The following is a 20843-nucleotide window of genomic DNA, read 5'->3' on the forward strand; positions in this document are numbered from 1 at the left end:
AGTCGTAATGAGCACCTTTACTACCCGAGACGGCACCGAGATTTACTACAAGGACTGGGGAACCGGTCAGCCGATCGTCTTCAGCCACGGTTGGCCGTTGAACGCCGACAGTTGGGAGTCGCAGATGATCTTCCTGGCCTCCAAAGGCTACCGGGTCATCGCCCATGACCGCCGTGGTCACGGCCGTTCGAGCCAGCCATGGTTCGGCAATGACATGGACACCTACGCCGATGACCTGGCGCAGTTGATCGAGCATCTGGATCTGCAAAACGCTGTGTTGTTCGGTTTCTCCACTGGCGGTGGCGAAGTGGCGCGCTACATCGGTCGCCACGGCACCGGTCGCGTGGCCAAGGCCGGGCTGATTTCATCGGTGCCACCGCAGATGCTCAAGACCGACACCAACCCTGGCGGCCTGCCAATGGAAGTATTCGACGGTATTCGTCAGGCGTCTTTGGTCGACCGTTCGCAGTTGTACAAGGATCTGGCCAGCGGTCCGTTCTTCGGTTTCAACCGGCCGGGTGCCAAACCTTCGCAAGGCATGATCGACTGGTTCTGGCTGCAGGGCATGGCTTCCGGCCACAAGAACGCGTACGACTGCATCAAGGCGTTCTCTGAAACCGACTTCACCGAAGACCTGAAGAAGTTCGACGTGCCGACCCTCGTGGTGCATGGTGACGACGATCAGGTAGTGCCGATCGAAGCGGCGGGCATCGCCTCGGCGAAACTGGTCAAGGGCTCCACATTGAAAGTCTATCCGGGAGCTCCACACGGCCTGACCGATACCCACAAGGATCAACTCAACGAAGATCTGCTGGCGTTCATCAAGGGCTGATCAAAATCAAAGGCGCCGGCGCCTACAGGGACATGTGAGCACCTGTAGGCGCTGGCGAAGGCTGCGATCTTTTGCTGTTGTGAGAGGGAAGAGTAAGCATGGCACGGCAGCGCCAGGCAAACGGTGTGATGCCTTCGCTGCGGGTGAAGATATGGGAGAAATGCGCCTGGTCGCAGAAGCCACATTCCAGGCTGATTTGCGTCAGGGTCAGGTCGGTGTTCTGGATCAATTGTTTGGCCCGGGCAATGCGTTGCTGTCGGATCCAGTCCTGCGGCGAAACACCGGTGCTGCATTTGAACGCACGGGAAAAATGACTGCGCGACAGGGCACAGACCCGTGCCAGTTCGGTCACTTCCAGGGTGTCGTCGAGGTGGTCGAGGATCAGTTGCTTGACCAGAGTTTCGCGCCAGGGGCTAAGGCCCCCCGTGGTTTTTTTTTGCGTTTCAATGGCACACGCCTTGATCGCGTTTTGCTGAATGAGAGCCATGGCCAATGTCCGTGTCGATGGGCGCGCGCGGATGCACTGCACGGTGGGTCAGCACGTTCCCTTGTTTTAGAAACAAGTCTGCGCAGAGGGCTTCATTCTTGGCCGCGAGGACTTTGGCTTGCGAGTTAAACGTTGTTAATTCCGCAGTCAGGCTTAAGGGTGAAAATGCGCCAACTGAGCACATCACTGCAATTCGCACCGATGCACGGTCATGCAAGATGGGCGACGTGTAGCGGCCTGGACTGGGCCGCTTTTTCTGGCTCGATCAAGGGTGATCTCATGAAGCAATCCCGCGTTTGCACACTTGGCGGACTTGGCCTGGCATTGGCGCTGATGTCTGGCATCAGCCTGGCCCAGGCACCGGCTCAGGTGAACACTCAGGTGCCCGGTTACTACCGGCTCGCGGTGGGCGACTACGAGGTGACGGCGTTGTTCGATGGCTACAACGACCTGTCGCCCAAACTGCTCGAGGGGCTGACCCAAGACCAGATCCGCGCGTTGCTGGCTCGTCGTTCGATTGAAACGCCGGGGGTGCAAACCGCGTTCAATGCGTTTCTGGTGAATACCGGCAAACAATTGATTCTGGTGGATACCGGAGCAGGGCAGTGCATCGGTGCCACGGCGGGCCAACTGTCGGCGAACATGAAAGCCGCCGGTTACCAGCCGGAACAGGTCGATACCATCCTGCTCACTCACCTGCATCTGGATCATGTGTGCGGGTTGGTGGATGGGCAGCAAAAGCCCGTGTTCGCCAACGCAACGGTGTACGCGGCCAAGGCAGAAGCCGATTACTGGCTTGATCCCCAGGCCATGGCCAAGGCACCGGCCGGTGCCAGGGAATTCTTCAAGATCGCCCAGGACTCAACCGCGCCGTATATCGCGGCGGGCCGTTTCAAAACCTTTACTGCCGGGCAGTCGCCAGTGCCGGGCGTTGTCGATGCCGAGCTGGAGGCCGGGCACACACCGGGCAGTACCACGTATCGGTTCAACTCCCAGGGTCAGAGCATTCTGTTCATGGGCGATCTGGTGCATAACCTGGCGGTGCAGTTCGAGCATCCCGAGGTATCGATCCGTTTTGACGTCGACAATCAGCAGGCGATCAAGAGCCGCGCCAAGGTTTTCAGCGATGCGGCGGCCAGCAAGATCTGGGTTACGGCAGCGCATTTGCCGTTTCCGGGTGTCGGCCATATCACCGCAGTGGACAAGCATTTCCAGTGGGTACCGATCGAGTACGGGCCTTATAAACGAGCGGCGAAAGTGCCGATGATCGAGTAAAGTCCGACACACTTGCGCCTGGCTGAACACAAAAGGGAACCGTGCCCATGAACCGTAATGATCTGCGCCGCGTCGACATGAACCTGCTGGTGATTTTCGAAGCGTTGATGTTCGAAAAAAACCTGACCCGCGTCGCCGAAAAGCTGTTCATGGGCCAACCAGCAGTGAGCGCCGCGCTGGGCCGGTTGCGTGATTTGTTCGACGATCCGTTGTTGCTGCGCAACGGTCGCGGCATGGAACCGACGGCGCGGGCGCTGGCGATTCTCAAGGAGCTGCAACCGGCGATGGACACCATCTCGGGGGCGGTCAGCCGCGCCAAAGAGTTCGAGCCGGCCAGCAGCTGCGATGTGTTTCGCATCGGGCTGTCGGACGATGCCGAGTTCGGGCTGTTTCCACCGTTGCTGCGCCAGTTGCAGGAAGAGGCGCCGGGGATCGTGGTCGTGGTGCGCCGCGCCAACTATCTGCTGATGCCGGCGTTGCTGGCGTCGGGGGAAATCTCGGTGGGGGTGAGCTACACCACCGATCTGCCGGCCAATGCCAAGCGCAAGAAGCTGCGGGACATCCCCTGCAAAGTCCTGCGCGGCGATGACCGCCCGGGGCCGCTGACTCTCGACGAATACTGCGCCCGTCCGCATGCGATGGTGTCGTTCTCCGGCGACCTGAGCGGCAACATCGACCTCGACCTGGCCAAGGTCGGCCGCACCCGCCGCGTGGTGCTGGGCGTGCCGCAATTCAGTGGTTTGCGCGCGTTGCTCGCTGGCACGGAGATGATCGCCACCGTGCCGGATTACGCCGCGTGTGCGTTGGTTGAGGGTTGTGGGTTGCGCGCCGAAGATCCGCCGTTCCCCATCGACGCCGCGCAACTGTCGATGGCCTGGAGCGGGGTGCATGACAACGATCCTGCCGAGAAATGGCTGCGATCGAGGATCAGCCAGTTCATGTCGGCCTCGCTGGATATTCCTGCTGTGTAAGGCGAAACCGCGCTGCACCGTTCGTCTGAAACAGCCACTCACCTATAAGTTCTGACAGTAGCGCGTGCCCGTACGTCGGTGTGTGATTCATTCAATGCTCTTTCGGGGGCCGGATCGATCATGCACAGGGAAAGCACAATGAACATCGCTACAACCACAGTAAGCGCCAGCGGCCCACCGTCTCCTGTCATCCAGGAAAGCGCCAACCAGTCCCTCCTCAATCCGGTGGACGTGAGGAATACCCTCACGATCGAGGTGACCGATCCGGCGTTGCAGGACGCCGATCAGGTGAGTGTGACCTGGACAGGTGCTCCGGGCTCCGGACCAAACGGCTCTCTCACCACGGCTTTCATCAACGCCGGTAGCACTCGGCCGCTGGTGAGTCGACTCCCTAATTCGTTGGTGATCTTCAATCTGGGCCAAACGGTGACGGTGACTTACACCATCATTCGCGGCACCGCTGCACCCGTGACTTCAGAGCCACAGGTCGTGTACGTGCTGCCTCTGGCGCAACGCGATTTACCTCGCCCCTTCATCACCCAGGCAGAACAGTCCGGGGAAGGTCCGATACTGGACATCAATGGCCTGACCGACGTTACCCTGCGTATCAACGCGTGGCCCTTGAGCGCTCGGGGTCAATTCCTTTGGTTGTGGCTTGAGGGCAAGAACGCCGACGGCAGCAATTTCCGTATGAGGTACTGGAGTGCGCCGAGCAATATCATCACTGACGAATTCATCCGTTTCGGTTTTTACGAGCGAAGCCACTCCGCCATTGCCCTGCACGGGCTCAAGGACCGCAGCGTACTGACCCTGAAGTTGATGGTGGGGCTGCAAGGGAGCCTGGATGAGTCCCTTGCCCAGCTGTTTGCCCATCGAAACTACATCGTCCTGACAAGCGCGGTGGTAAGCCGGGAAGTGACGATCAAGGAAGCGCCAGATAACGCCAATTTGAACCCGGTTGACGCGATCACACATTTGACCGCTGTCTTGAATTATGCAAGTCAGTCTGACGACCTGGTCAGCGTGAACTGGACTGCCGAGCCTGGCACACCAGCAGCGGGTTCGCTCACCACAATTGCTGTCCCGGTGGGCGCCATGCCCATGGAAATATCGTTGCGCACTTCATTGGTGCCTTTCAGCATCGGCAAGGCGGCGGGTATCTCGTTCACCTATAGGCGTGGTTCATCGGATCCAGTCACTTCATTGCCCTGGCCGTTACATGTTCTGCCTATCCCGAAGGAATCGCTCGTTTCCCCGGTGATTGCCGAAGCGAAGGGTACAACCGAGCTTGATCTGAAGGATGTCATTGCTGGAGGGACGCTGGCGCTTGGCATCTGGCTACATATTGCGATCGGACAACGATTGTCGTTGATGTTGACAGGCCGCAATGCCAGCGGCGTCGAGCACAATTTGCCCATTTGGACGGACTCGCGCAACGCGGTTCATCGAGCATGGGTTACGTCTGGTGGCTACAGCACGATCATACCGGCCGTCTATTTGCTGGCGCTCAGGCCTGGGAGCATATTGTCTATCGTGTTCTCGGTGTGTACGGATCAGGTGCCTGGTTCGGCGGCCAGGACGGATTTCGAAGTGCGGGAATACACTGTCATAGACACTCGTTGACCAGAGGCGGGGCTGGAGGGTTTTGGTATTCGACGTGCAGTGTTTAAAGGTGTTGATCGTTACTTCCTGAAAGCTACAGATCCTTGCGCCGTGAGTCCTTTGCCTCGGCCAAGGTGATCGCCAGTGACTGCGCCGGGTTTCTGGAGGGGCCGCAGCGCAATACGATACTGGGCGTCGCGCAGCTCATCATGTTCGGCGAGCTGGCGGTGAATCGGGCGCTGGACAGTCTGGAGCTGAAGGCCAACCCGGCCCTATGACCTGATCCCCTGTGGCGAGGGGGTGTGTTGTCTGTGTGTGGTGTTCCCGCCGTGCAAAGAGAGCACGTACATTCAATTTTTCCCTACCCCTTGGCGGCACTATTCAATCCAATGATTGAACAGGGGTGAGTCATGAACGCTTCGCAACGGGATGAACAGGCGCGGGATGTCGGGCTGCTGTTTTTGCGGGTCAGCGGTGGTCTGTTTCTGCTGTGGGTTCACGGCTTGCCCAAGTTGCTGGACTTCAACGCGCAGTTGCAACTGATCGAAGACCCATTCCACCTCGGTGCCCACCTCACGCTGATCCTGGCGATTTTCGCCGAAGTCCTGTGCCCGCTATTGATTGTCGCTGGTGTTCTGGCGCGTTTGGCGTGCTTGCCTATTCTGTTTGTGCTGCTGGTGGCGCTGCTGGTGGTTCATCCGCAATGGAGTGTGGCCGAAGGGCAGTTCGGCTGGCTGTTGTTGATCATCTTCACCTCTGTGTTTATCGCCGGGCCTGGACGGCTGGCGCTCAATGTCCGTTTGCCCGGAGTGCTCCGTTATGTCTGAAGCCCAAACTCAAAAAGCGCCGGGGTCCGATGAGATCGTGACGCTGATCGTCAAGCACCGGGTCAAGGCCGGTTTCGAAGCAGCCTATGAAGCCTGGCTGCGCAACATCGTCAGCGTAGCGGGGCGCACGGAAGGGCATCTGGGCGTGGACGTGATCCGCGGCAAGAACGCTGGCCTGGACATGTTTACCTGCGTGCTGCGCTTTTGCTCCACCGAGGCCATGCAGCACTGGCTCGATTCGCCGCAACGTCAGGCGTTGATCGATGAAGCCGCGCCGATGCTGGCCGACGGCGACCAGACCGAGGTCAACCCGGTCAACGAATTCTGGTTCGCGCCGCTGGCCGATGCCGCCTCGCCGCCACCGCGCTGGAAGCAGGCCGTGGTGTCGTTGCTGGTAATTCTGCCGCACACCTTGCTGGTGCCGCTGCTCTGGGGGCCGCTGCTCAAACTCAACGCTTTTCTCTCCAACTACTTGGTCGCCACGTTCCTGATCACCCTGACCATCGTGGTGTCGGTGGTGTACGTGTGCATGCCGGCCGCGACTCGCTTGTTTGCGCCGTGGCTGACGGCCAGTCAGCCACGGGAGCACCTCGAATCCAACGCAAATTCGCCACGCTGAGTCGGCGCTTTTTGCTTCATTTCACTGATGACGAAGGAACTGCGATGAACGCCGATCTGATTCTATTCAATGGCCAATTTCATACCGTAGACCGGGAAAAACCGCTGGCCAGTGCCGTGGCGATCAAGGACGGACGCTTTGTTGCTGTCGGTAACGATGCAGAGGCCATGGCCCTGCGCGGCTCGGGCACTCAGGTGATCGACCTCAAGGGCCGCTGTGTTATCCCTGGCCTCAACGATTCGCACCTGCACCTGATCCGTGGTGGTTTGAACTACAACCTCGAACTGCGCTGGGAAGGCGTGCCGTCCCTGGCTGATGCGTTGCGCATGCTCAAGGAGCAAGCTGACCGCACACCGACGCCGCAATGGGTACGGGTAGTCGGTGGCTGGAACGAATTCCAGTTTGCCGAGAAGCGCATGCCGACCCTGGAAGAGCTCAACCAGGCGGCACCAGACACCCCGGTGTTCGTGCTGCATTTGTACGACCGCGCCTTGCTCAACCGCGCTGCATTGCGGGTTGCCGGTTACACCCGCGACACGCCGAACCCGCCGGGTGGCGAAATCGTGCGTGATGCCAACGGCAATCCGACCGGCATGTTGGTCGCAAGGCCGAACGCGATGATCCTGTACTCGACCCTGGCCAAGGGGCCGAAGCTGCCGCTGGAATATCAGGTCAACTCGACCCGCCAGTTCATGCGTGAGCTCAACCGCCTCGGCCTGACCAGCGCGATCGACGCCGGTGGTGGTTTCCAGAATTACCCGGACGATTATCAAGTGATCGAGCAGTTGGCCAAGGACGAGCAACTGACCATCCGCATCGCCTACAACCTGTTCACCCAGAAGCCAAAAGAAGAGCTGACCGATTTCCAGAACTGGACCGGCAGCGTCAAGTTGCATCAGGGCGACGACTACCTGCGGCACAACGGCGCCGGCGAGATGCTGGTGTTCTCGGCGGCGGACTTCGAGGACTTCCTCGAACCGCGTCCGGACCTGCCGCAGACCATGGAGCAGGAGCTGGAGCCGGTGGTCCGCCACCTGGTGGAACAGCGCTGGCCGTTCCGTCTACACGCGACTTACAACGAATCCATCAGCCGCATGCTCGATGTGTTCGAGAAGGTCAACCGCGATATTCCGTTCAACGGCCTGCCATGGTTCTTCGACCACGCTGAAACCATCACCCCACAGAACATCGAGCGGGTAAGGGCGCTGGGCGGTGGCATTGCGATCCAGGACCGCATGGCGTTCCAGGGTGAATATTTTGTCGACCGCTACGGCAAGCAGGCCGCCGAATCTACGCCACCGATCAAGCGCATGCTGGCCGAGGGTGTACCGGTCGGCGCCGGCACCGATGCCACGCGAGTGTCCAGCTACAATCCATGGACCTCGCTGTACTGGATGGTCAGCGGCCGTACCGTCGGTGGTCTGGCGCTGTACGAGGAAGGTTTGCCGCGCACCACTGCACTGGAACTGTTCACCCATGGCAGCGCCTGGTTCTCGTCGGAACAAGGCAAGAAAGGCCAGATCAAGGTCGGACAACTGGCGGACCTGGCGGCGCTGAGCGCAGACTTCTTCAGCGTCGAGGAGGAAGCGATCAAGTGGATCGAGTCGGTATTGACCGTGGTCGGCGGCAAGGTGGTGTACGCCGCCGGCGACTTCGAAAAACTCGGGCCTGTCAGCCTGCCGGTGCTGCCGGACTGGTCGCCGGTGGCGAAGGTTCCGGGACACTGGCGGCCGAACGCGCCGATGCAGGCGCAGGTGCACCAGTGCAGCGGCCCTTGCGCCGTGCATACCCACAGCCATGAGAAGGCCCGTATGTCGAACGTGCCGGTGAGTGACTTCGCCGGTTTCTGGGGCGCCTTCGGCTGTTCCTGCTTCGCGTTCTGAGTCTTGCAACAAAAGCGTCGGCCATGTGTGGTCGACGCTTCACTCATCACCCTCCGAGGAGTTTCACATGAGCAACGTTCCTTACAAACGTCTGAACAAAGATGACGCCGTTGTGCTGCTGGTCGATCACCAGACCGGCCTGATCTCTCTGGTGCAGGATTTCTCGCCCAACGAATTCAAGAACAACGTGCTGGCCCTGGGCGACATCGCCAAGTTCTTCAACCTGCCGACCATCCTCACCACCAGTTTCGACGCAGGCCCGAACGGCCCGATCGTGCCTGAACTGCGCGAGCAATTCCCGGACGCGCCGTTCATTCAGCGTCCAGGCCAGATCAACGCCTGGGACAACGAAGACTTCGTCAAAGCCATCAAGGCCACCGGTCGCAAGCAACTGATCATCGCTGGCGTGGTGACTGACGTCTGCGTGGCGTTCCCAACCCTGTCGGCCATTGCCGAAGGCTTTGAAGTGTTCGTGGTCACCGACTCTTCCGGCACCTTCAACACCACCGTGCAACAAGCGGCGTGGGCACGCATGTCGGCGGCGGGTGCACACCTGCTGAACTGGTTCGCCGTGGCCTGCGAGCTGCAAGGCGACTGGCGCAACGACATGGAAGGCCTGGCCAACCTGTTGTCCCAGCGTCTGCCGAACTACCGCAACCTGATCAACAGCTACACCAAGTTCACCGCCAAGTAAGGCGTTGAAGAAAAATGCCCGCGATGTGCGGGCATTTTTTTGTACTGCTCGAATGTCCTCTGCATCAGCGCTTCTGCAACCATCCCAGAAAACCACCTTTCCTGATCGGCACCGGTTTGGCCATCAACGCCTGCCGACTGTTTTGCTGGCGCACCGCCTGCAACTTGTTCAACGCCCGGCCCACTTCGCTGCGCTGTTCCATGCACTGGCGGGTCAGGTTCTTGTCGAGACGGTAGATGATCGAAGATGTCAGCGCGGTGAACGTTGCCTGCGACGGCGTATCGGCCAGGATGCTCTGTTCGCCCATGACTTCGCTCGGCCCCATGCGACCGGCCTCGGTGAAACCATTGCCGTCCGGCACGCTGGCGCTGACGACGCCGGTGGCGATCACGAACAGACTGTCCGGCACTTCAGCCAGATCCAGCACCACCTCGCCGGCGGCGTATTGTTGCGCGACCATCGATTCGGCGAGGCGGTCGCGTTCCTCATGGCTCAGCGAGCGGAAAATCTTCACTTCATCGAGCAGTGCGCGGGCGCGGGTCGAGGGTTCGATCACGCCGTCGGGGTGCCGCGAGATGCCGGCCGCTTCCAGATGGCGATGGGCGAGGTCGAACAGTTGATTGCGCACGTCGCTTTTCTTGCCCAGCTCGGCGATGAAACCGCTGGCCACGTATTCGGACATCTCTTCGCCAGCCTCTTTGAGCACCGCTTTTGGTGCGGGCGACAGCAACAGACTGCTGCTGCCTTGCAGCGTGCGGTCGAGGGCGTCGAGCACCCGGCGTGGGCGGATGTGGTTCGGCACCTTGATGCTGATCGACACCCCGTGCAGGTTGTTCGGGCGGCTGAGGTTGACGATCTTGGCCTTGGCCGCCACCGAGTTCGGCACCACGGCCATCGTGCCGGCGCTGCTCAACAGGTGCGTGGCACGCCAGTTGATGTCCAGCACTTTGCCTTCGACGCCATCGATCACCACAAAGTCGTCCACCTGATAGGGTTTGGTGGTGTTGAGCACAATGCCGGAGAACACGTCGGCCAACGTACTTTGCAGCGCCAGACCGACCACGATGGCGAACACGCCGGAAGTCGCCAGCAGACCCTTGACCGGCAGATCCAGCACATAACCGGCGGCCGCGACGATGGAGGCCAGAAACACCAGCGCACCGATCACGTCCTGCAGCAAACGGCCGCTGTGACCTATGCGACGCATCAGCACCAGACCGAACACCTCGGTGAGCACTCGTGCGGTGTACAACCACCAGATAATCCCCAGCGCCGTTGCACCAAGTTGCGCCACCTGGTCATCGGCAATCAACGGTGTCTGCAACGGGCTGACGCCGGCGTTGATAATCAGCGCGCTGAACGCCAGAAACAGTACCAGCCGCACACCGACCTTTGGCGCGCGATGCTTGAACGGGACGAGGTGCCAGAGCAAGGCGTCGAGCACCAGCAGCAGGGCGCTCCAAGGCAACAGGTGGGCAGAGAAAAGGCTCATGGATTGCACTCCAGCGGGCACAAAAAAACTCGCCACACCCTGGGGTGTGGCGAGAGGTTGGGCTTAGTTCAGATGCGTCTTGAGCTCAGCCGCGGCCTGACGTACCGCCGCTTTGACTTCCGGGATCTGATTCAGCGGATTGAGCAGGCCAAAGTCATGAATCATCCCGTTGTAGCGCACCGAGGTAACCGGCACACCGGCCGCATCGAGGTGGCGGGCGTAGCCTTCGCCTTCGTCACGCAGCACGTCGAATTCGGCGGTCTGCACCAGTGCGGCAGGCAGGCCCTTGAGTTGTTCGGCGCTGGCATTCAGCGGCGAGGCATGGATCTGCGCACGCTCGGCCGGGTTGGTGGTGTAGTTGTCCCAGAACCACTGCATCATCCCTTTGGTGAGGAAGTGCCCCTCGGCGAATTGCTGGTAAGAGCCGTCGTCGAACTGCGCGTTGGTCACCGGCCACATCAACAGCTGGAAGCGCAGGGCAGGGGTTTTCTGTTCCTTGGCCATCAGCGCCACGATCGCCGCCATGTTGCCGCCGACGCTGTTGCCGGCCACCGCCAGTCGCTTGCCATCGACACCGATCTCTTTGCCGTGCTCGGCCACCCATTTGGTCGCGGTGTAGGCCTGGTTGATGGCGGTCGGGTATTGCGCTTCCGGCGACGGCGTGTAGTCGACGTATACCGCGACTGCGCCGGAGCCCACTACCAGGTCACGGATCAGGCGCTGGTGAGTCGGGAAGTCGCCCAATACCCAGCCGCCACCGTGGAAGAACATGAACACCGGCAACTCGCCCTTGACCTTGGCCGGACGCACCACTTTCAGGTTGATGGTCTGGCCGTCGACCTTGATCGCCTTGTCGCTGACTTCAACACCCGACAGATCAACCTTCACCGAAGCCTGGGCACCGGTCAGCACCGCGCGGGCGTCTTTCGGGCTCAGTTGTTCCAGCGGTTTGCCACCGCCGGCGGCGAGGGCATCGAGGAAGGCCTGGGTGTTGTGTTCGACACCGGGGCTGCCGGCGGCGAATGCGTTGCCGATGGACAGGGCGAGAACGGAAGTGGCGAGGGTTTTCTTGATGTTCATGTGCAAATCCTTTTTAAATCGTTTGAGTTTTTATGCCTTGGGATCGGGCTGCTGTGGCGCTGGGGTTCAGGCCTCAGCAACACCGTGAGCACAGATTAATGAGATGCCGGAAAGTGAAAAAGCGGCTATAAAGCGATTAACTGTCAACCAGAGAGTGACAATGAATCCGTTCGAAGACATGCGTATTTTTTGCCAGGTCATGGACTCCGGCAGCTTCACGGCGGCGGCCGATCAGTTGGGCCTGTCCAAGCAGTTCGTCAGCCGTCGGCTGATGCAACTCGAAGAGCGCCTCGGCGTGCGCCTGCTCAATCGCTCCACCCGACGGCTGGACGTCACCCCGCTGGGGCAGAGTTATTACGAATCGGCCCTTCGCCTGCTCAGTGAAGTCGAGCAAGTGGAGCAGGGCATCGCCGGCCAGACCATCGAGCCTCGCGGGACCATTCGCCTGAGTGCACCGTTGTCGTTTGCCGTGGCGCATTTGGGCTGTTTGCTGCCAGTATTTTTGCAGCGTTATCGCGACGTCACCGTCGAGGTCGACCTGAGTGATCGGCCGGTGGACTTGCTCGGTGAGGGATACGATTTGGCCTTGCGCATCGGCGTGCTGGAGGACTCGACCTTGATCGCCCGGCGCATCGCCGTCATCGAGCGGGTGTACTGCGCCAGCCCGGCGTATCTGGCCGAACGTGGTACGCCGGTTGAACCCGAGGAGTTGCACAGCCACGATTGCCTGCCCTACGGCCATGGTCGCCAGGTGCAATGGCGGTTCGAAGGGCGGGGCAAGCCGCTGACGATCAATGTCACCGGGCGGATGCGGGTCAACAACGGTGAACTGCTCAAGGACGCGGCCATCGCCGGCATGGGCATCACGTACTTGCCGACCTTCATCGTCGATTCGGCTCTGGAAGACGGCCGGCTGGTGCCGGTACTGGATGATTTCCGCCCCGAGCCGCTGACTTTGTCGGCGGTCTACCCGCAGCACCGCCAGGCCTCACGACCGGTGCAGGCGCTGATCGAGTTCTTGCGTGAGCGGTTGAACCAATAGGAGGGTGCACGCCATCGTTGATTACAAGATCGCAACAAACCCCTGATGTGGTTTTTCCTGACGCTGATCTAGACTCGTGCCGGTCAATCAAAGGCCCGGAATCTGGAGCGTGCAATGGAAATGCCGACAAAAGAAAAAGCCATCGCCAGCAATCGCGATGCATGGAATGACTCCGCCCAACACCACAAGGACACTCCCGAATGGCGGGCCCGTTTGAGTGCAGTGAGCCATGGCGATTTTTCCTGCCTGGATGACACCCTCACCGGGTTGCTCCAACAGGTCGGTGTCGACGGCAAGGATGTGGTGCAACTGGGCTGCAACAATGGCCGGGAAAGTCTTTCGCTGTTTGCGCTGGGTGCCCGCAGCGTGGTGGGCGTCGACCAGTCCGGGGCCTTTCTCGATCAGGCCCGGGAGCTGGCATCCCGTTCGCCTCATCAGCCCGAATTCATCGAAGCTGATATCCATCACCTGTCGACTGAGCTGCACCAACGCTTCGACGTGGCGCTGATCACCATCGGCGTATTGAACTGGATGCCGGACATCGGCGAGTTCATGCGCCATGCCGCGCGAACCCTCAAGTCCGGTGGCAGCCTGGTGATTTACGAAACCCACCCGTTCCTGGAAATGTTCGACCCCGAGTCAGCCGATCCCTATCGCCCGGACAGCTCGTATTTTCGCAGCGAGCCTTTCGTCCAGGACCAACCGATCGTCTACGAAGGCAAAGTCGAACAGCAGGCCTCGGCGTCCTACTGGTTCGTCCACACCCTGGGCGCGATCTTCACCGGTGCCGTCGAGGCGGGGTTGCAGATCAGCCACTTCAAGGAGTACCCGCATTCCAACCGCGAAGAACTCTACGACAAGTATCAGCAGCAAAAGGCGCAGTTGCCGTTGTGTTACACGTTGGTGGCGGTGAAGCGCTGAGTGTCAGACCTGAGGAATGAGTTGCACTGACTGACGCCATCGCGGACTTGCCTGCGATGGCGTCGACACGGTCCGCAGTCAAGCAACAACCATCGCTCCCGCCTGCCCGCCAATCACGCCTGCGCCGCCGTCACCGGCCGTTGTTCCGGTTTGCGCAGTGCCGTCAGCCGCGAGCCGGTGTAGTAGGTTTCGCGGAAGAAGCGCCAGCGGCCGAACAGGTCGTAGACGTGGGTGATGCGCCCTTGCTCCTGGTAGTCCATGCGGATGTGCATTTTCATTGCCTGAATGTTGCGGGTATCGCAGACGTCGACGATCTTGTTGCACCCTTTGGCCCGCATCGCGTCCCAGAGCTTGAACTGGGCGTCCATCGACAGGCTGGTGCCGAAGTATTGAGGGATCATTTCACCGCCGAACTCGAAAAACTCACCGGGGTTGATCCGGAACCAGCAGCCGTAATAGTGCCGGTCGAAGTAGTCCCTGGCGCTGCCCCAGATGAATCCGATGGCATCACCTTCCTCGTTCACGTACATGTGCCCGGTGTGACCCTCGGCGGCGATTTCGGCCATGGCCTTGACGCGGTTGCCGTAGTACTTGGTGAACGCGATGGCGTTTTCCGGGGTGATGATCACCAGGCGCAGGCCCGAATAGGGCCGCAGATTTTGCGGCGCCACCGGGGTCACCAGGTCGCGCCCCAGCCACAGCAGCTCCCTATGGAAATACACGTAGCGCTTCCAGAGCGACTGGAGCGTGTGGAGCAGGCCTTTTTGTTTGATGCGTTCGCGAATCTTGTCGATGGCGCTCATGAAGTCCTCCGAGGCCGAAGCCAGGGTGTGGTGGGTAACGTTTTCGATGGCGAAAAATCAGGATTTCAGCGGGTGCAGTTCGGTCGGGTATTGCGGCTCCTCTTTGGACATCCTCGGCACAACGGCATAGGACACTCTCGGAACACCCGCAAGACGCTGCTCCAGCACATGGCTCAGCGACTCTCCCGGGCTCAGATAGGCATCGCCAAAATCGGCGCCGATATGGATCGGATGGACGACGATTTCCAGTAAGCCGTCGATTGGCATCGCCACAGTGCGCAGGTCGACCGGGGTGCATACGTTCTGGGCGGTCGCTCCGGACAGGCTGTTCAAGCGATGGTTGAGCAACGTCTTGAACACTCGCTTGGGCACGCTCAGGTTACTTCCCAGATCGCGCGCCAGTCGCACGGGCACCCCTTGGCGGGCGGCAAACCGCGCGACGATTTCACCAATGGGCCAGATGTTGTGCACGTGCTGATGGGAATCGAGGTGGCTGGGGTGCAGGCCGTTGTCCAGGCAGCGTTGCCATTGGGCTTCGAGTTCCTCCAGCACCGCGTCGCGATCCAGGCGGTTGAGCCAGAGACAGTGACGGGGCAGGCTGAGGTCGAACTCACCCTGGCTGTCGCAGAACGTCGAACGCGCCAGAATCGACGGGCTCAACGGTCGGCCATACGTGAGGTTGAAGTGCAGCCCGATCCGCCCCTTGAGCATTGGCTGCCGGGCCAGGACGCAGGCCGCTTCGAAGGCCGGCATGTTGGCCATGGCGGTTGCGGAGCTGATGACTCCAGCATGGAAGGCACCCAGGATCACCGCGTTTTCGCTCGGGCTGAGGCCGAAATCGTCAGCGTTGACTATGACTTGGCGAGGCATGGCTGCCCTCTCTTTGTTGTTCGGTGGGTGCAGCGTCTTTGGCGACAATTGGAGCCTGTATAGGTGTAAGCGTAGGAGCAACCAGCGTTGCTGAACGCCTGGCCTGCCACTTTTTTAACCCGGGTTTGATGTGGTGCCAGAGTCGCAGGGCCAGCCCGAGGGCGAGTCCGCTGGGGCGCCAGGAGTAGAAACTCCAGCGCCAGTGCTCCAGTTGCCCGGTCATGCGCTCCAGGAGTTGATGGCTGGAGTTTTCCAGGCTGATCCGCGAGGCGTCGACCCAGTGCCAGTTGTCGTCCAGCCCCCAGCGGATCCACTCTTCCAGCAGCACACGTCCGCTGCCCAGGTCTGCGTGTTGCGGCAGGAACGCCAGGTTGTAGTCGTACAACCGACCCTGTTCCAGCAAGCCGATGCGGTAGCTGATGCAACGCCCGTCCAGTTCCAGCACCACCACCCGCACCAGTCCCAGTTCGGCAAGGGCGGTGAAAGCCTGCTCGATCCATTGCCGGTAGCGGTCATTGGTGAAAATCCCCACGCCTTGAAGGCCTTTCCAGCTCAGCGCTTCGACTTTGCCGAGGGCCCGCAACAGTGGCCTGATGGTGGCGGCGTCGGGGGTTATCCGTCGGATCTCGGCACCGCAAGCCGCGATGCGTTTACGTGCACGGCGCAGTTTGTAGCGGGGGTCGCCGGACACTTCCTGATGGTCGGCCTCGCTGATCAGGTGCACCGGCACCCGACAACTGAGGCGGCGCTCGCCGGTCGAGCTGTGGGCCATCCAGGTGGTCAGCGCACTTTCTTCGCCGATGGGTTCGCACAATTCATTGAGTTGCAGCATCGCATGGGGCACGCGACGGCGGATGATCACCAGCGCCTTGCGCATGCTCTCGGCATCGAGGCAACTGAGCAGGGCCAGGCGATCGGTGAGGGGGTAACCGAGGTGATGCAGGACTCGAAACGGTAGCCCACCAAAGCGCTCCACGGACACCACCAACGGCAGGCACAAGGCCAATTCATCGCCGTGCCAGCCGAGCAGAACGTGCAAGCGCTCCCCGGCAACCAGTGCCTGTTCCGATGCGCGCAGCCAGGCGAGGGTGTTGAACGGTGTATGGTCCGTCACGCGCCAGCGCAACCCCTCATAGGCGGCTGTTGGAAAGTCCGGAGCGCACAACGACGTGCGCCATTCGAATCGAGCCATCATAGGTTCAGACCGCCGCATAACTCATGGACGTTCATGAGGCGCTCCAGCTCAGGGCGAACAGGGTTTGCCCTGGCAGGTCGAAGCTGACGCGACCGTCCTGACAGTTGAATTTGCCTTCGCGACTGCGGCTGTCGGCACCAAAATACACCAGCGCTCCCTTGGTCAGCGGGCAGGTCGCCCCGGCCAGATCGACACGCTGCAGGCGCGCGCCCTTATTGACGCCCAACAGGCTGCGTTGGTGTTCGGTGGCCATCGCCAGCACGTCGACTTCGAAGGCGTCGTTGTCCAGGCGCATGACGTTTTTCAGCCAGTGCTGCCGGATGAATTGTTGGGCCAGGCCCACCGGTTTGAGCTCGAAACGATCGCCACCCAGCACCCGCACCATGCCTTTGGGGTAGTTCGGTTCGTCGGCGGCCTGGAACCAGTTGAGCATGTCCAGCAAGCCGTCCTGCGCCGAGTTGATGACCACCGAGGCCCACCACAGCGAAGCGAAATGGGTTTCCTGATCGTAGGGACTCAGGCTTGAGCCGCTGGACAGGTTGGTCTGGTCCAGCAGTAAGGCCTTGCGTGGCCGGCCCTTGGCATCGAGGCCCACCAGCTCGGCGGCGCGGCGCACACTGTCGCGGTAGACCCGGGTCGCCAGCAGGTCGCGAACCATCCATTCGTGCCAGGCGAGGGCGTCGATCTGCTCGCCGGATTCAGCCAGCATGCGCCGTGCCCAGTCGATACCGCGCTTGTCGGCAGCATCGTCGGTGAACGGGCCGTTGACGAAGCGCGAACTGGCGGGCATGGCAATGCGAATGCCAGCCTTGGCGTTGGCCGGATCGCTGCGCACTTGCCGAGCCATGCTGTTGAAGATCGCCTGGTAGTTGGCGTAGCTCGAGTAGTTGAGATTGGGCTCGTCGGCGAACGCGATGTAGTGAGTGCCGCCGCCACCGAGGGCGCGGGTAGCGGTGAGCCAGGCGTCGAGGCCGGCGTTGCTCGTGGTGTCGGCGCGCAGATCGGCCTGACGCTGGCTGCCGGCCAACAGCGTGATGTCCTGCGTGATGCCGAAGCGGTTCTGATAGAGCTGGCGGAACGCGTCTTCGTGGTGTGGATTTTGCGCCGTGACGTCGACGAAACTGTAGTAGGAGCCCGCCTGAGGCTTGAGGGCATCGAGCGCCGCGAAACTGGATTGCGGTGGCAGCACGTAGGGCAAATAAATGCCCAGGTTCGGGGTCGGGCCGAGCGTCTCTTTATGCAGGGTCAGCCGGGTCTGGCCAGCGTCCTCGCGCAGCGGCTTGAGTTGCTGCGGGTTCTGGGCGAACAGGTTCGCCGTGCCATCGAGCCAGAACGCGACCTTGCCGCTGCCTTGCAGGCGCAGGCGCCAGACTTGTTCGTCCTGGGTGACGGGCAGTTCGAGCTGATCGAATTGCCAATAGGCGCGATAGGGTTTCAGCGCCAGCGTCACTTGTTTGTTATCGCCCACACGCTGGGCCAGCAGAGCGCTGACGCCACCGTGAAACTTGCCGGCCAGCACGGCGTGTTCCCCCGGTGCGACTTTGAAATACAGCTCATCGCCGCCACGGGTTTCGGCGCTGAAATGCACCTTGGCCGGGGCGAACAGCGCCACGGTGCGTTCGTCGTGTTCGACGGTGTAGCGGCGGAAACTGTAGCCCGGAATTTCCAGTCGATAACTGGCGGCACCTGGCGCCAGCGGCCAGCTCTGCTTGCCGCGTGATTCACTGGCGGCGATCAGGCGATCACCCTTCAGGTTGCCGTTGCCGTCGAGCAGGTACAGGTGTTCTTCGTTGGCATCGGCCTGCCACGCAGGGACCCACTGGATGGTCAACGTGTCGGGGCGATCCGCTTGCAGGTACAGGCTGCCGTCGCGAATGTCGGTCCAGCGCATGGGCGCCGCCTGAGCGCTCAAACCAAGGCCCAGGCTCAACAGCAGCACCAGGGGTTTCATGCTGATTTCCGTTGCAGTATCTGAAGCATCGGTGCCACATCACTGGGCAGGATGATCAGGGTTTGCCAGAAGGGTACGCCGCTCAACCGGCAGTACATCACCAACAGCGCGACGGTCACCGCCAGGTAGGCGATGGACGATGCCGCCGCGGCGCCGACGATGCCATACATCGGGATCAGCAACAGGTTCAGGGCCAGGTTCAGCAGCGCGCCGAGGCCCACCAGCAGCGAAACCGTGCCGGGGCGATTTTTGCCCAGCAAGTCCAGGCGCAGGATGCTCGCATAGCAAAGACCGAGCAGCCCCGGCAGCAGCGCCAGCAAGGCTGGGTAGGCCGGTTGATAAGCGATGCCGAACAGGGTGACGATCAGCCATTCTCCGATCACGGCCATGGTCAGGCAGGCACCGAGCATCACCGTGGCGGTCAGGCGCAAGGCCAACGGCGTCAGGCGTTCCATGCCTTCGTCCTGTTGCAGCAGGCGTTTCATCAGGGGTGTGGTCACCGCTTCCGGGACGATCAGCAGCAACTCGGCGGCAGCGCTGGCCATGGCGTAATGACCCAATGCCGTACTGCCGAGCAAGGCACCGATGAACAGGTAATCGGAGCGCAGAATGACTTGCTGGAACAACAAATCGGGATGGCTACGGGCGCTGTAGCGCAACAGTTCTTTCTGGCTGGCGCGGTCCCATTGCAACGTCAAGGGTTGCGCACGGTTGAGCCAGACCCAGCCGGCCAGCACCACCAGGCTGATGCCGGCTAGCCAACTGATCAGCGCCGCTTCCAGCGCGGCGTCTTTCCACATCCAGAACAAGGCGATAAACAGCAGCAGTGGCGCCAGCGATTCGACCAGCCGCAAGGCATTGAACGCCACCACACCGCCCGACGCGTTGTGCAAGGTCAGCAGGCCGCTCTTGAGCACGGTCAGCGGCACCGCCAGCAGCAACAGCCAGGCGAGCAATCCTAATTGCGTGGTGATGTCGAGTTCGCTGCCGAACTCGCGGGTCAGCGCCACCACCAGCAACGTCAGCAAACCTGCCAGCAGGCAACCGAATACCAGCACCTGACTCAGCAGCAAACCCATGGGCCGTTGCTTGGCCGCCTGATAACCCACCGCCGAATTCAGCCCGCCGCTGGTGGCGGCGCTGATCAAATCGGGCAGGGTGCTGAGCAGCGCAAACAGGCCGCGCTCGCTGGGTCCCAGAATCCGCGCCAGCAACACGTTACGCAGCAGGCGCAGGCCGATCATCGCCAGTTTGGTGCCCATGCTCAGGGCCAGGTGTTTGAGGTAGTGGCTGCGACTCATGGCCGGGCTCCGCGGTAGATACGCCACGACAGCAGTTCCGGATCGCGCGCCGTGCGCTGGCTGATGCCGATTCGCGGCAAGGCCAGTGGATCGCCGATACCACGGTAAATCCCGCTGGCGGTGCCCAGGGCAAACGGGAAGTCGTGGTCGGCCACGTGTTCGCGCACCCGCGCATCATGGTTGCCATTGGGGTAGCAGTAGACTGGCAGCGGCCGGTTGCAGCCATTCAACAGTGCATTGCGGCTGCGGCTCAGTTCTTCATCCAGGTGTTGATCGTCAAGGTCGGTGAAGATCGTGTGGCTGGCGCCGTGAGGGCCGAAGCGGATCAACCCGCTGGCTTCCAGCGCGCGCACTTGATGCCAGTCCAAGGCTTGGGGCAACGATTCTTCAGGGCATTGGTCGGTGAGCCGGCTCAGTTCACTCGGTGGCAGGCTTTTCAGGTTTTGCAAAAAATGCAAAAGCGCCAGGCTACGGCGCTGCACATCCAGGTCATCGAGCATTACCGGTAACGGTCGCCCGATCTGTTGCAGGCATTCAATCAAGTGTGTCCGGGCTTTTTCACCGTGGCTGTGCCACAGGGTTTCCCCCAGGCTTTCCCACCAGAAGCGTTGCCGGCTGCCGATGAAGTCGGTGGAGAGAAAAATGCTCGCCGGCACCTGATACCTTTTCAGCAACGGGAAGGCATTCAGCGCGTTGTCGCGCCAGCCATCGTCGAAGGTCAGTGCGACTTTGGGGCGCTCCGACATGGCGGTGCCGGGTTGCAGAATTTCCATCAGCGGTACGCAATCGAAGTGTTTTTTCAACCAGAGCAGCAGGTGAGCAAAGCCTTTCGGCCCGACGCACAGTTCATTGCGATGGGGCAAGTCGGCGGCGCGGTCATTGGGCAGCACCCGGTGCAGCATCAGGATCACCCCGGCACCGTGCAGTTGGTGACGGCCTACCGGCGAGTTGAGATAGAGCCAGCCACTGGTGCGTTTTAATAATTGTCTGATCGCCAT

The 20843-nt window shown here is 61.1% G+C and carries 19 protein-coding genes and 1 pseudogene; 11 read left to right on the forward strand and 9 right to left on the reverse strand.

Annotated features, from left to right (window positions below; genetic code table 11):
* Window positions 1–7: 7 nt before the first annotated feature.
* The gene (locus AF70_RS02785) at window positions 8–832 is read left to right on the forward strand and encodes an alpha/beta fold hydrolase (protein ID WP_019580109.1); all 825 of its coding nucleotides are present in this window, start codon (window positions 8–10) and stop codon (window positions 830–832) included.
* Window positions 833–854: 22 nt separating this feature from the next.
* Here AF70_RS02785 and AF70_RS02790 read toward each other — a convergent pair whose 3' ends face one another.
* Window positions 855–1319 (reverse strand): helix-turn-helix domain-containing protein, encoded by a 465-nt coding sequence (locus AF70_RS02790; RefSeq protein WP_028941289.1) that lies wholly within the window; start codon window positions 1317–1319, stop codon window positions 855–857.
* Window positions 1320–1598: 279 nt separating this feature from the next.
* Between AF70_RS02790 and AF70_RS02795 the strand changes: the two genes are divergently transcribed.
* From AF70_RS02795 to ycaC, 8 genes and pseudogenes are all read left to right on the forward strand, one after another.
* On the forward strand, window positions 1599–2594 hold the full coding sequence (locus tag AF70_RS02795; protein ID WP_018925551.1) for an MBL fold metallo-hydrolase: 996 nt from the start codon (window positions 1599–1601) through the stop codon (window positions 2592–2594).
* A gap of 47 nt (window positions 2595–2641) precedes the next feature.
* Window positions 2642–3565 (forward strand): LysR family transcriptional regulator, encoded by a 924-nt coding sequence (locus AF70_RS02800; protein ID WP_028941290.1) that lies wholly within the window; start codon window positions 2642–2644, stop codon window positions 3563–3565.
* 138 nt (window positions 3566–3703) lie between these two features.
* Window positions 3704–5188: a hypothetical protein gene (locus AF70_RS02805; protein WP_169342456.1), complete on the forward strand. Its 1485-nt coding sequence runs from the start codon at window positions 3704–3706 to the stop codon at window positions 5186–5188.
* A gap of 92 nt (window positions 5189–5280) precedes the next feature.
* A pseudogene (locus AF70_RS02810) lies at window positions 5281–5445 on the forward strand (DUF6124 family protein); the annotation flags it as partial.
* A 132-nt stretch (window positions 5446–5577) separates the two neighbouring features.
* A complete protein-coding gene (locus AF70_RS02815) occupies window positions 5578–5994 on the forward strand; it encodes a DoxX family protein (protein ID WP_019580114.1) in 417 nt (138 codons plus the stop codon).
* The gene (locus AF70_RS02820) at window positions 5987–6613 is read left to right on the forward strand and encodes an antibiotic biosynthesis monooxygenase (protein ID WP_028941292.1); all 627 of its coding nucleotides are present in this window, start codon (window positions 5987–5989) and stop codon (window positions 6611–6613) included. The genes AF70_RS02815 and AF70_RS02820 overlap by 8 nt, the downstream gene beginning before the upstream one ends.
* Window positions 6614–6657: 44 nt before the next feature.
* Window positions 6658–8496 carry an amidohydrolase gene (locus tag AF70_RS02825; RefSeq protein ID WP_019580116.1) on the forward strand — a complete coding sequence of 613 codons (1839 nt, stop codon included), beginning with the start codon at window positions 6658–6660 and terminating at the stop codon, window positions 8494–8496.
* 67 nt (window positions 8497–8563) lie between these two features.
* The gene (ycaC, locus tag AF70_RS02830) at window positions 8564–9190 is read left to right on the forward strand and encodes an isochorismate family cysteine hydrolase YcaC (RefSeq protein WP_028941293.1); all 627 of its coding nucleotides are present in this window, start codon (window positions 8564–8566) and stop codon (window positions 9188–9190) included.
* Between the two features lie 64 nt (window positions 9191–9254).
* On the opposite strand, the gene AF70_RS02835 is transcribed toward ycaC, so the two are convergent.
* Together AF70_RS02835 and AF70_RS02840 are read right to left on the reverse strand one after the other, a co-directional pair.
* Window positions 9255–10682: a mechanosensitive ion channel family protein gene (locus AF70_RS02835; protein ID WP_028941294.1), complete on the reverse strand. Its 1428-nt coding sequence runs from the start codon at window positions 10680–10682 to the stop codon at window positions 9255–9257.
* A 63-nt stretch (window positions 10683–10745) separates the two neighbouring features.
* Window positions 10746–11762 (reverse strand): alpha/beta hydrolase, encoded by a 1017-nt coding sequence (locus tag AF70_RS02840; protein ID WP_028941295.1) that lies wholly within the window; start codon window positions 11760–11762, stop codon window positions 10746–10748.
* 160 nt (window positions 11763–11922) lie between these two features.
* On the opposite strand from AF70_RS02840, the gene AF70_RS02845 reads away from it, so the two are divergent.
* Window positions 11923–12804 carry a LysR family transcriptional regulator gene (locus AF70_RS02845; RefSeq protein WP_028941296.1) on the forward strand — a complete coding sequence of 294 codons (882 nt, stop codon included), beginning with the start codon at window positions 11923–11925 and terminating at the stop codon, window positions 12802–12804.
* Window positions 12805–12918: 114 nt separating this feature from the next.
* Complete coding sequence (locus tag AF70_RS02850; RefSeq protein ID WP_028941297.1) at window positions 12919–13725, forward strand: bifunctional 2-polyprenyl-6-hydroxyphenol methylase/3-demethylubiquinol 3-O-methyltransferase UbiG; 807 nt, start codon at window positions 12919–12921, stop codon at window positions 13723–13725.
* A 113-nt stretch (window positions 13726–13838) separates the two neighbouring features.
* Here the strand turns inward: AF70_RS02850 and AF70_RS02855 are convergent, their stop codons facing one another.
* Genes AF70_RS02855 through AF70_RS02880 form a run of 6 tightly spaced genes read right to left on the reverse strand, consistent with a single transcriptional unit; the run spans window position 13839 to window position 20843 of the window.
* Window positions 13839–14528, reverse strand: a complete 690-nt coding sequence (locus AF70_RS02855) for a hypothetical protein (protein WP_028941298.1) — start codon at window positions 14526–14528, stop codon at window positions 13839–13841.
* Window positions 14529–14585: 57 nt separating this feature from the next.
* The gene (locus tag AF70_RS02860; RefSeq protein WP_028941299.1) at window positions 14586–15398 is read right to left on the reverse strand and encodes a ChbG/HpnK family deacetylase; all 813 of its coding nucleotides are present in this window, start codon (window positions 15396–15398) and stop codon (window positions 14586–14588) included.
* Window positions 15370–16593 (reverse strand): GNAT family N-acetyltransferase, encoded by a 1224-nt coding sequence (locus AF70_RS02865; RefSeq protein ID WP_028941300.1) that lies wholly within the window; start codon window positions 16591–16593, stop codon window positions 15370–15372. The genes AF70_RS02860 and AF70_RS02865 overlap by 29 nt, the downstream gene beginning before the upstream one ends.
* Window positions 16594–16624: 31 nt before the next feature.
* Entirely contained in the window at window positions 16625–18544 is a 1920-nt protein-coding gene (locus tag AF70_RS02870; protein WP_028941301.1) for a hypothetical protein, read from the reverse strand.
* Entirely contained in the window at window positions 18541–19845 is a 1305-nt protein-coding gene (locus AF70_RS02875) for an oligosaccharide flippase family protein (protein ID WP_019580125.1), read from the reverse strand. The genes AF70_RS02870 and AF70_RS02875 overlap by 4 nt, the downstream gene beginning before the upstream one ends.
* Complete coding sequence (locus AF70_RS02880; RefSeq protein WP_019580126.1) at window positions 19842–20843, reverse strand: polysaccharide deacetylase family protein; 1002 nt, start codon at window positions 20841–20843, stop codon at window positions 19842–19844. The genes AF70_RS02875 and AF70_RS02880 overlap by 4 nt, the downstream gene beginning before the upstream one ends.

This window comes from Pseudomonas sp. KD5, from assembly GCF_012932895.1.
Taxonomy (GTDB): Bacteria; Pseudomonadota; Gammaproteobacteria; order Pseudomonadales; family Pseudomonadaceae; genus Aquipseudomonas.